The 10,248-nt window shown below is 67.9% G+C and carries 8 protein-coding genes and 1 pseudogene; 4 read left to right on the top strand and 5 right to left on the bottom strand.

Translation table 11 applies throughout. The features are described from left to right. Positions 1-98 precede the first annotated feature (98 nt). Positions 99-683: a DinB family protein gene (locus ACZ7M3_RS27615; protein ID WP_472066451.1), complete on the bottom strand. Its 585-nt coding sequence runs from the start codon at positions 681-683 to the stop codon at positions 99-101. A gap of 5 nt (positions 684-688) precedes the next feature. On the opposite strand from ACZ7M3_RS27615, the gene ACZ7M3_RS27610 reads away from it, so the two are divergent. Beyond that, positions 689-817, top strand: coding sequence for a hypothetical protein (locus ACZ7M3_RS27610; RefSeq protein WP_267000239.1), 129 nt, complete (start codon positions 689-691; stop codon positions 815-817). Positions 818-1,150: 333 nt separating this feature from the next. After that, a pseudogene (locus tag ACZ7M3_RS27605) lies at positions 1,151-2,198 on the top strand (IS630 family transposase); the annotation flags it as partial. 270 nt (positions 2,199-2,468) lie between these two features. On the opposite strand, the gene ACZ7M3_RS27600 reads toward ACZ7M3_RS27605, so the two are convergent. From ACZ7M3_RS27600 to ACZ7M3_RS27585, 4 genes are all read right to left on the bottom strand, one after another. After that, positions 2,469-3,455 (bottom strand): aldo/keto reductase, encoded by a 987-nt coding sequence (locus ACZ7M3_RS27600; protein WP_472066449.1) that lies wholly within the window; start codon positions 3,453-3,455, stop codon positions 2,469-2,471. Further along, positions 3,452-4,285 carry an amidohydrolase family protein gene (locus ACZ7M3_RS27595; protein ID WP_472066483.1) on the bottom strand — a complete coding sequence of 278 codons (834 nt, stop codon included), beginning with the start codon at positions 4,283-4,285 and terminating at the stop codon, positions 3,452-3,454. The genes ACZ7M3_RS27600 and ACZ7M3_RS27595 overlap by 4 nt, the downstream gene beginning before the upstream one ends. Before the next feature lie 142 nt (positions 4,286-4,427). Continuing rightward, the gene (locus tag ACZ7M3_RS27590) at positions 4,428-4,757 is read right to left on the bottom strand and encodes an L-rhamnose mutarotase (RefSeq protein ID WP_472066447.1); all 330 of its coding nucleotides are present in this window, start codon (positions 4,755-4,757) and stop codon (positions 4,428-4,430) included. Continuing rightward, positions 4,757-5,509, bottom strand: coding sequence for an SDR family NAD(P)-dependent oxidoreductase (locus ACZ7M3_RS27585; RefSeq protein WP_472066445.1), 753 nt, complete (start codon positions 5,507-5,509; stop codon positions 4,757-4,759). Before ACZ7M3_RS27585 ends, ACZ7M3_RS27590 begins: the two co-directional genes overlap by 1 nt. Before the next feature lie 423 nt (positions 5,510-5,932). Between ACZ7M3_RS27585 and ACZ7M3_RS27580 the strand changes: the two genes are divergently transcribed. Continuing rightward, positions 5,933-6,727, top strand: a complete 795-nt coding sequence (locus ACZ7M3_RS27580) for a FadR/GntR family transcriptional regulator (RefSeq protein WP_472066443.1) — start codon at positions 5,933-5,935, stop codon at positions 6,725-6,727. A 168-nt stretch (positions 6,728-6,895) separates the two neighbouring features. After that, positions 6,896-10,183, top strand: coding sequence for a discoidin domain-containing protein (locus ACZ7M3_RS27575; RefSeq protein ID WP_472066441.1), 3,288 nt, complete (start codon positions 6,896-6,898; stop codon positions 10,181-10,183). Positions 10,184-10,248: the final 65 nt, after the last annotated feature.

Genomic DNA, 10,248 nt, shown 5'->3' with positions numbered 1-10,248 from the left:
TGAGCACTACACATGGCCCCAGCCCACCCACGCCGGCACCCAAGCCATCCGCATCAAGCGACCCCAACCTCCAGACCCGTAAAGCAACGGCATTGCCTCTAAGCCTTGATTGGTGCGGCCGACCTGGCGGCCTGCTCGATCTTCGCGCAGTAGGCTGCGCGGGCTTCCTCGTCGATCTGCTCCTCGTGTTCGGGGCGCACCCCGGTCCGGCCGTCGAGGCCCTCGCGCAGGATATCGGCGTGCCCGGCATGCCGGTTGGACTCGCCGAGGACATGGACCATGACGGCGAACAGGTTCGTGTTGAGATAGGGCTCCGGCCACCACGGCACGTGGCCGGGGGCGTCGAGGGGAAGCTCGTCGATCGTCGCGTCCGAGTGTTCCCACGTGCGCCGGTAGAACCCGATGATCTGATGGCGGGTCTCGTCCTCGGTCGCCCACAGATCGCTGCCGTTGTAGTCCTGCCATCGGGGCAGCGGTTCCGGGGAAGGGCGGTCGAAGACCTCGCCGAAGTACCTGGCCTCGACGGTGGCCACGTGTTTGACCAGGCCGAGGAGGTTGGTCCCGGTCGCTGTCAAAGGTCGGCGGGCGTCGTATTCGGACAAGCCGTCGAGTTTCCAGAGCAGCGCCTCGCGGTCCCGCCGCAGTCTCTCGTGCAGGTTGCCTTTCGCGAATTCATCGATCATGCGGCATGAGCCTGCCATGGGCTGCTCGTGGTCTCAAGATCCCGTACGTGGTCCGCGACGACTGGCAGAGCCGAGGCCTGGCCATGGCCGCCGCCCTGACCTGCTATAAGAAGCTCGCGAAACTTGCCACGTGAGACAACCTCTGAGGAATTACCTCGCGTAGAGCTCGTCACACGATCATGATCGGTGTTTGTTGAGGCGTCTCCAGCAGATGAGGTCGCAGCCCAGGGAGACGAAGGTGTCGTGAAGTTCGGTGCGGCGTTCCCTGCCTCGGGACTGGTGGGCTCGCATGTTGAGGTGTCGCACATCTCTTGGTGTGTCGAACCTGATGTCACCATGAGCGTTTTCCAACTTGCCGGAGTGATGGGGCCGTTGGACTGGCAATGAGGTGAAGCCCCCGTTACTGACCTCGTCGGCGTGATGTCGCGGGGGCTGACAAGTGGTGGCTGTCGCAGTAAGCCGGTCATATGAGGTATCCGCAAGGGGGCGGGCTGACCGCGGAGCGGCGGACGTTTCGCGAGCATATTCGGATGCAGGCGGCCGAGTTATTCGCCCTGGGAGACGACAATTCCCTGGTCGCCAAGCAGTTACGTGTCAGCGTGCGGTCGGTGCAACGATGGCGCCTGGTATGGGAGCAGGGCGGGACGTCAGCCTTGGAGTCGAAGGGGTCGGCGTCCAGGCCCAAGCTGAGTGAGGCACTGTTTGAGGTGCTCGAGCAGGAGTTGGCCAAGGGGCCGGTCGTGCACGGCTGGCCGGACCAGACCTGGACGCTGGCGCGGATCAAGACGCTGATCGGGCGCCGGTTCCACAAGAGCATGACGTTGTCGGCGATTGCGCGGACGCTGCACCGGCATGGCTTCAGCCACCAGGTCCCGGCACGCCGCGCGGTAGAGCGCAAGGAGGAAGCCGTCACCGGCTGGGTGAAGGAGACCTGGTCCCAGGTGGAAACGCCGTGGCGGCGCTCGGGGGCTGGCTCTGCTTCGAAGACGAGGCCGGGTTCTCGATGACGCCGCCCACCGTCCGTACTTGGGCCAGGCGCGGACACACACCCGTCATCCGGGTTCGAGGACGCTCCCAGCGCCGCTTCTCCATCGCCGCTCTGGCCTGCTACAAGGAAGGCGAGCGCTCACCGCTGATCTACCGGCCCAAGCGGCACGTCGATCACAAGCGGGGCGGCAGACGCAGTTTCACCTGGACCGATTACCGCGACCTGCTGACTGCAGCCCACCAACAGCTCGGCGCGCCGATCGTGCTCGTCTGGGACAACTTGAACGTGCACAAGGACGCCCGGCTGCGGGAGTTTATCGAAACCCATGACTGGATCACCTGCTACTTCCTGCCGGCCTACGCACCAGACCTCAACCCCGTCGAGGGCATCTGGTCACTGCTGCGACGCAGCAGCCAGGCCAACACTGCATTCACCGACCCGGCGCTGACCACCTGATGCGCGCCCTTCGACAGGGCCTCCGCGAGATCCAGTACCGCAGCAACCTCGTCGATGGATGTCTCGCGGCACCGCTCGGCCGCGGCCAGGGCGTCGGTGACGGCCGAAGACCGCTCCGATCACGGCCCGGGTGCCGGTCTCGCCCCGGGTCATCAGATCGACCTGGGGATGGCCGCCATGCGGGCACTGTCCCAGCCAGACCCGGTTGCACTCGCTGTCAGGCACCTTGATCGAGCCGCAGCCGGGCACCTCACCGTAGCGGGCGACCGCCGACGACGGAGAGAGTCGATGCCTCCATGCGCAGCGTCACATGTGTGCGGGTCATGGTGTGTCAGCCGCGGTTACGAGGGCGGGTCTTCTGCCGCCTGTGCGGCTGCGGTGTCGAGGTCCAGCCATGCTTCCTCGGTCAGATCCGTGGCGGCCCAGCGGGCGGCGGACACGACCTCCTCAGGGGTACGGAAACCCGCGACCACGCAGGCCACGCAGGGGTCGCGCAGCGGAAACCGCAGGGCGGCGTGGGGAAGTGCGGTGCCGTGTCGACCGGACACCCCGGCAAGGAGCCGAGCACGACGCAGTGCCGATTCCGAGGCAGGGCCGTAGTCGAAGGTGGCGTCACTCGCGGGGTGAGGACGGCTGAGCAGACCGGAGTTGAACGGGGCGGCGGCCACCACCGCGACCCCACGTTCGGCGCACGCGTCCAGCAAGGGGCGAGCGGTGCGGTCGAGAAGGGTCCACCGCCCGGCCACCATCACGGCGTCGACCTCCGCCTCTGCGACGATGCGCAGCAGCGGGGCGACCGTGTTCATGCCGACCCCGACGGCACCGATGACGCCTTGGTCGCGCAGCGCCATCAACGTGGGCAGGGCGTGGTCGAGGGCGGCGTCCAGGTGCTCGTCGGGATCATGGACGTAGACGATGTCCACATGGTCCAGTCGTAGGCGATTCAGGCTGCCTTCCAGACTTCGCAGTACGCCGTCGCGTGAGTAGTCGGGGCGGCGGACCAGCGTGTCGGGTACGGCGAAGCCTCCTGCCGTCAGATCGGATCCGGTGGGTGCCGGGTGGGGTTCCAGCAGTCGGCCGACCTTGGTGGAGAGGGTGAACTCCGTCCGTGGACGGTGCGCGAGGGCGTCGCCGAGCCGCCGTTCGGACAGTCCGAGGCCGTAGTGCGGGGCGGTGTCGTAGTAGCGCACCCCCATGTCCCAGGCGGCTTCGAGGGTGGCCTGTGCCTGGCAGTCGTCGATCGGGCTGTAGAGATTGCCGAGGGGGGCGGCACCGAATCCCAGCGTGTTGACACGGACGCTCGTACGACCGAGTGGGCGGGCCTTCACGCGGGGATTCCGTACCAGCGCGCGGCCGTTGTCCCGAAGACCGCTTCCCGTTCGTCGCCGCTGAGATCGTCGGTGAGGGATGCGGCGACGGCCACCACCTCGTCGTACTCGGCGGCGAGCAGGCAGACCGGCCAGTCCGAACCGTACATGAGGCGGTCCGGTCCCATCGTCTCGAACAGTACGTCCGCGTAGGGGCGCAGAGCCGCAGCCGAGGCCCCGCCGGTCCGGGTGACCAGGCCGGACAGCTTCACCGTCGCATTCGGGCACTCGGCCAGATCGGTCAGCAGCGCGGTCCAGGAGACGAGGCCGTCCGGACTCACGACAGGATTGCCGGCGTGATCCAGCACGAACCGGACGTCGGGCAATTCGCGCACGGCCCGCACCGCGGAAGGCAATTGGTCGGGGCGGACGAGAAGGTCGTAGACGAGGCCCGCTGCCGCGACCGACGTGATGCCGCGGCGGACCTCGGGGCGCGCCGGCCACTCCGGGTCGGTCTCGTCCTGGATGCCGTGCCGGATACCGACGAGCGCGGATCCTCCGGGTTGCTCCCGCAGTTCCGTGAGGCGGTCGGCGATGCCGGGGTCGGTCAGGTCGGTCCAGCCCACGACCGCCCGTACATGCGGGTCCGTACACGTCAGGGCCAGCAGTTCCGGTGTCTCCCCCGGCACGGCGAGGGTCTGTACGACGACGGTGGCGTCGATCGCGTTCCGCTCGAGCGCCGGCCTCAGTTCAGCGGCGGTGAAGGTCCGGCGCAGCGCAGGCACGTCGCCGGTCCACGGCTGATCGCGAACTGACAGATCCCACAGGTGGTGATGAGCATCGATACGCACGGTTCGGTCCTTGAGCGTCGAGAACGACTGGCGAGGGAAAGGCGCACGCACCCGCTGCGAGGAGCGCGGCGCGGGGGCGCCCTCCTCGCAGCGGCCGGCGCGTGGGGTGCGGCCCGCGGACGGCTCCGGCGTACGTGAGCTCTCAGTCAAGGTGGAAGATCTCCTCCGCGGGGGCCCACCACTGTCCCCCGGCCGCGGTGTCCAGGGGCCGCTGGCACGGGTCCGTCAGCGCCCACCACTCGCGCGAGACCGGGTCGGCGGCGATCGCCGCGGTGTCGGCGGCGTAGTCGGTGCCCGTGTACTCGAGGTAGCTGAACAGCAGGCCGTCCCGCAGGAAAATGGAGTAGTTACCGATGTTGGCGCGCCTGAGGGCTGCCAGGACGTCCGGCCAGACGGCGGAGTGGAGTGCGCGGTACTCCGCCTCCTTCTCCGGACGCAGTCGAATCACGGTGGCGAAGCGCTGTGCTGTCATCAGCCCTCCTTCCGCAGCCGCAGCCCGTCCATACCGCCGTCCACGGCCAGGGCGGTGCCCGTGGTCGATGCGGCGCCGGGCGAAGCCAGATAGGCGACCGCTGCGGCGACCTCGTCAGCACTGACCAGACGGCCGTGCGGCTGCCGTGCGGCCAGCGCCGCGTGCTCCGCCGCCGGGTCGTCCGCCCGGTCGAGGAGTCGGTTGACCCACGGTGTGTCGGCGGTGCCGGGACTGACGGCGTTGACCCGGATTCTCTCGGGCAGCAGATCGGCGGCCATCGCCCGGGTCAGGGAGAGCACCGCGCCCTTGCTGGCCGAGTACAGCGCCCGCTGCGGCAGGCCGGCTGCCGCAGCGATCGAGCTGATGTTGACGATCGCCGCGTGGGCCGATGCGCGCAGTGACGGCAGTGCGGCCCGGGTGACACGCACAAGCCCGAGGACGTTGATGTCCAGAACCCGGTGCCACTCGTCGTCGGTGTTGTCCTCGATACCGCCCTGCGCACCGATCCCGGCGCTGTTGACCAGGATGTCCAGCCCGCCGAGGGCTGAGACGGCTTGCTCCACGGCCGTCACGACCGAGGGATCGTCGCCGATGTCGGCCCGGACGTGGACGGCGAAGCCCTCAGGCGCCGCTTCGGCCCGATCGAGCACGGCGACGCGCGCTCCCTGGGCGGCGAGCAGCCGGGCGCTGGCCAGGCCGATGCCCGAGGCACCGCCGGTGACCAGGGCACTGAGTCCGTCGAACGTACCCATGTCAGGCCTGCCCGGATGTCTGGCGCTGGTGGCCGCCGCCGATTCCCACTTCCACGATGTCTCCTTCGTACAGGTAGCGCTCATCGGTCAGCCAAGTACCGGATCAGTCGTGCACCCCGAACATCCGGTCAGTGGTGCCCTTGTCCCCTGGGCGTCGCGTGCGGGAGTCGCCCGGCATCGCGTACCGCAGGAGGAAGGATCTGCTTCATAAGGATCTGCTTCATCTGGCAGGCAGGACCTTAAGGATGGGATCCATTCTGCGCAACACCACTACAGGCGTGCATAGTTTCGTCCGTTTTGATGGGAGCTCCGCAGGGCTTCTGCCGGAGGTCTGGCTGATCTCTTCCCAACGCGCAGGCGGCAGTGCCATATTGGCCACCGTCAATGAATCAGATTAATCCGTGGCGCAAGAGGGGGTTCGCCTTGGGCGACTCAACACAGGTTCCTGGCAGGGAAGATGAGGCGACGTCACGTCCCTACCGTCCAGGGTACGAACTGGTTGCGGAACAACTGCTGAACTACATCGCCCAGGAGAACCTGCGGCCCGGCGACCGCCTCCCCACCGAACAGGGCCTGGCCCAGATCCTGGGAGCAACCCGCAACGTCACCCGGGAGGCCGTGAAGGTCCTGGCCGCCATCGGCCGACTCAATGTGCGGCGAGGCGCCGGCATCTTCGTCGCCGCCTCGGTCGGCGGGCTACTGGACGACGAACTCTCGCACTTCCTGCCGACCAGCATGGAAGACGTCCGCATGCTCCTGGACTACCGCAAGGTGATCGAGTCGGAGACGGCACGCCGTGCCGCCTCCCACGCCACCCCGATCGAGGTCCGGGCCATACGGGAGAGCGCGGAGAGCACCCTGACAGCGGCCACGATGAACGACGTGGACACCTTCGCCAAGGCTGACGCGGCCTTCCACGACGCGGTGGGCGCCGCCTCGCACAACGTGTTCCTGAGGTCGAGTGTCGCCGGTGTGAGGCGCTTGGCGTCCCAGTCCGACGTGCTGCTCTTCCACGGTGACGTGCCCGGATCGCTGGAAGTCGCCGCAGGTCAGCATGTGGCCATAGCGGAGGCGGTCGCCGCGGGGGCGGCCGATCTCGCCGAGCGGCTGATGGTGGAACACATCGCCACCACACAGAGCCAGTTCGAGAAGAAGATCCGCGACCGGCTGTTCAGTCCCGGCGCTCACGCGGCCCCCGAGGGACCTCCGGGGCCTTAGCGGAGCGGCAGCACCGGGGCTCCACCGCCGTCCGCGCAAGCAGCAGTCTCGTGAACCGGCCGACCCCGCATGTGCCGCGGCACAGCGGTCGAGCCGCCCGACGCCCTGAAGTCCCGGTGGACGACCGGGACTCCCAGGTATCAACCTCCCTCAGGCGATTGGATACGTGTGTCTCATCCGTCTGCGCGCAGGGGCGTCTTCGCGCCGCTGCGAAGAAGTTTCACGGCCGCCTTCTCGGTGGCCGCAGCGGCAGCCCTGCTGACTGCCGTACCGGCCCAGGCGGCTCCCCCACCGCCGGACGTCGATGTCCATGTCTCTCCGACCGGCCGGGACGTGGGCTCAGGTAGCGCCGCACACCCTTTCAGGACGCTCGACCACGCGCGGGACTACGTGCGCGACGTCAGGCAGACCGCCAAAGGCGACATCCATGTCCGGCTCATGTCCGGTACCTACCGGCTCAGCCGTACGTTCGCCCTGACCGCCCGGGACTCCGGCCGCGACGGACACAAGATCGTCTATGAGGCCGCCCCCGGCGCACAGCCGGTGATCAGCGGAGGCGAGCAAATCACCGGCTGGGTTCCGGCCGACGGAGCAGGGCGGGTCTACAAAGCCAAGGTGGGCGACATCGACACCCGCCAGCTCTATGTGGACGGCGAATTGGAGACCCGGGCGCGCAGCGCCAAGAACCCCTCCGGCTTCAGCAAGACGTCCACCGGCTACACCTTCACCGACACCGGCCTCAACACCTACAAGCGTCCCTCGGACCTGGAGGTCGTCAGCTCCTGGGGCTGGAAGCTGATGCGCTGCCCCGTGCAGTCGATCGCCGACAACAAGATGACCGTGCAGCAGCCCTGCTGGCACAACGCCCATCTCCAGCAGGGCCAGGAGATCCAGAACCCGACCTGGCTGGAGAACGCCCACGAACTGCTGGACACGCCCGGTGAGTGGTACCTGGACAAGGGCGAGGGCGAGATCTACTACATGCCCAAGGCCGGCCAGAACCTGTCCACCGCGACCGTCACCGTGCCGCTCGTCCAGGACCTGGTGGACATCAACGGCACCAGGACCGACCCGGTCAGCAACGTGTCCTTCCGAGGCATCACCTTCTCCTACTCCACCTGGCTCGCGCCCAGCTCCTCCGAAGGCCTCATCGAGGGTCAGGCCGGCTTCCGGATGGTCGGCAACGACCCCGACTTCGACGCGACCCGCCTGAAGTGGCAGAAGACGCCCGGCGCCGTCAATGTCAGCTACGGCCACGGCATCGGCTTCGAGGGCAACACCTTCACCCGTCTCGGCGCGGTCGGACTCAACCTGAACACCGGTACCCAGGGCTCCGACATCACGGGCAACGTCTTCCGCCAGATCGCCGCCACCGGCATCCAGATCGGCGGGGTCGCGGTGATCGACGCCCACCCCGACGACTCCCGGGACATCACCAGGGACACCAGGGTCGACAACAACGTGGTCACCAAGGTCGCCGACCAGTACAACGGCTCCATCGGCATCCTGGCCGGCTACACCGACCACACCGTGATCACCCACAACAAGGTCTACGACCTTCCCTACACCGGCATCTCCGTCGGCTGGGGCTGGGGCCTCACCGACCAGGGCGGCAACAGCAACTACCCGGGGAATCTGGGCGTACCGGTCTGGGACACCCCCACGACCAGCCGCGACACCTTGGTCACGGACAACGAGATCTACGACATCATGAAGTCGCAGGCCGACGGCGGTGCCATCTACACACTCAGCACCGACCCCGGCGGCGTGGTGTCCGGCAACTACATCCACGGCATACCGTCGCCCGCCTACGGCGCGATCTACCACGACGAAGGCAGCCGGTACTGGACGAACACCGGCAACGCTCTGTGCGACGTCGCCTACCAGTGGCTGTTCCTCAACCACGGCATGGACATCGACGCCACCGGCAACTTCACCACCCAGCCCGCCTACTCCGCCCAGGCCAACAGCACGGGCAGCACCATCAGCGGCAACACCACCGTGGGTTCCTGCGGCCAGCTGCCGGCTTCCGTCGTCAACAACGCAGGCCTCCAGCCGAGTTACCGCCACCTCGACCCGGGCCCCGACGTCCCCGACCACCAGGCGCCCAGCAGGCCCGGCACTCCGACCGCAGTCACCGATTTTCCAACGGTGGCAGACCTCACCTGGGCGGCATCCACCGACGACATCGCGGTCACGGGCTACTCCGTCTACCGCGACGGCAAGCTCATCAGCGCCACCGGCAAGACCTCGGTGCGCCTTCCGGGTCTGACGGCCGGGACGACGTACGCCTTCAAGATCACCGCCCGTGACGCCGCCGGCAACGAGTCCGCCGCCGGCCCGACCCTGCGCGTCACCATGCCCTCGGGCACGGACCTCGCCCTCAAGAAGACCATCACCGCGTCGTCGTACTCGGAGGCCAACACACCGGAAAGGGCGGTGGACGGAGACCTGTCCACGCGCTGGGCCCAGGGCCTGGGCCTGCCGGACCCGTCCTGGATCCAGGTCGATCTCGGTGCCTCGTACGACGTGAACGGCGCGATCACGACCTTCGAGAAGGCCAGCGGGTACAAGTACCGCATCGAGGTGTCACCCGACGAGGTCCGCTGGAAGACACTCGCGGACCGCACCGCCGTGAACACCACGGCGGCGGCCGACTACGCCCACACGGACGATCCGGTCGCGGGCCGCTTCGTGCGGCTGACCGTCACCGGATCCAGCTGGAACGGCGGCAGCATCTACGACTTCCAGGTCTACGGCACTCCCAGCACCGTCACGGACCACACGGCCCCCACGGCACCCGGACAGCCCACGGTCAAGCCGCTGCTGCCCGGCCTGGTGGATGTCAGTTGGTCCGCGGCCACCGATGACACCGGCGTGACCAGTTACGTCGTCCACCAGGACGGCAAGCGGATCGGTGTCACCGACGCCACGACGCTGCGGGTCTCCGGTCTGACCGCCGGCACGCAGTACTCCTTCACCGTCGTGGCGCGCGACGAGGCGCTGAACACTTCCGACCCGAGCAAGGCGGCCGTCGTCACCACACCGGCCGACAACGACCTGGCCCTGAACAAGCCGGTCATCGCCTCGTCGGCGTACGACGCGGACCACGCGCCGGAGAAGGCGGTCGACGGGAATCCCTCCACCCGCTGGGCGCAGGGCGCGGGCCTGCCCGATCCGTCCTGGATCCGGGTCGACCTGGGCAAGGACACCAGCGTCTCCAGCGTGGTGACCACCTTCGAGTTGTCCGGCGGCTACAAGTACCGCCTGGAGTACTCCACCGACGGCACGACCTGGTCCCTGTTCGAGGACCACACCTCCGCCGCCACCTCGTCGTCGACCGTCTACTCCTTCGTCGACACCCCCGTCACCGCGCGCTACCTGCGTCTGACCGTCACCGGTTCCAGCGGCAACGGCGGCAGCATCTACGCGCTCCAGGCGTACGGCGGCTTCTGAGCACCCCGCTGCCGAGTACTCCGCTTCCGAGCCGAAACCTTTCTCCCCGCAGATCTCCCTACAGA

Source organism: Streptomyces sp. NPDC111656 (assembly GCF_055656965.1).
The sequence above is the reverse complement of the archived record's forward strand: the minus strand, read 5'-3'. Positions and strand labels throughout refer to the sequence as shown.

Excerpts from the sequence above, each read along its gene's own strand:
- ACZ7M3_RS27610 (WP_267000239.1), top strand. The coding sequence starts at position 689 with ATGAGCCTGCCATGGGCTGCTCGTGGTCTCAAGATCCCGTACGTGGTC.
- ACZ7M3_RS27615 (WP_472066451.1), bottom strand. The coding sequence starts at position 683 with ATGATCGATGAATTCGCGAAAGGCAACCTGCACGAGAGACTGCGGCGG.
- ACZ7M3_RS27585 (WP_472066445.1), bottom strand. The coding sequence starts at position 5,509 with ATGGGTACGTTCGACGGACTCAGTGCCCTGGTCACCGGCGGTGCCTCG.
- ACZ7M3_RS27590 (WP_472066447.1), bottom strand. The coding sequence starts at position 4,757 with ATGACAGCACAGCGCTTCGCCACCGTGATTCGACTGCGTCCGGAGAAG.